1 protein-coding gene is annotated in these 766 nt (G+C 67.0%); it reads right to left on the bottom strand.

Features of this window, described 5'->3' with window-relative positions; all coding sequences use genetic code 11:
• Nucleotides 1-766, bottom strand: a 766-nt coding sequence (locus tag KYX17_RS31605; RefSeq protein WP_243233725.1) for an Ig-like domain-containing protein, incomplete at both ends; no start/stop codon positions are given.

Below are 766 nucleotides of genomic sequence, written 5' to 3'. Positions count from 1 at the left end.
ATCCAGCACACGGCCCCCGGACTCGACCTCGAGTTCGAGGGACTCGGTCGTGCCGTCGGGATCCTCGTCGTTCGCGAGCACCTCGACGTCGACCGTCAGCTCGTCCTTGACGTCCTCGGACTTCACACGATCGTCACGCGCGATCGGATAGAGCAACGGGACGTCCTCGTCCACCGTCACCTGCAGCACGGCCTTGGCCTCCGCGCCGCGGTCGTCCACGATCGTGTACTGCACGGACGTCTCCACCTCGGCATCCGGAGCCTGGACCAGCACGCGATCCCCGGACACCCGCGCGTCCAGACCGGACACGTCGGAGGGGAACGTCACCCCGTTCTCGACCAGGACGACCTTCGCTCCTTCGGGATCCGAATCGTTCGCGAGCACAGGGACGGCGACTTCGCGTCCGGGCCGGACGACGACCGTGTCCTTCACCGCATACGGGGCCTGGTTCACCTCTTCGCTCGGGGCGATGCCCACATGAACGGTCGCGGTGCCCTCCTTGCCGAGGTTGTCCCGCACCTTGTAGGTGAAGGTGTCCACACCGGTCGCGTCCTCGAACGCGTCATAGACCAGGTAGTCCTGCTCGACGGTGACCAGGCCCTTCTTCGGGTTCGAGTCCAGCCCCAGCAGCTCCACCGAATCGCCGTCCGCATCGATCCCGTCCAACGGGATCGCGATGTTCGCCGTCGAACCGCTCAGCGTGCGGGCCGTCACATCCCGCGGGCGCGGGGCGGCGTTCTTCTCCTCGTCCACCGCGAGGATCTGA

Source organism: Microbacterium sp. CIAB417 (assembly GCF_022788845.1).
This window is presented reverse-complemented; position numbering and strand designations above follow the sequence as displayed.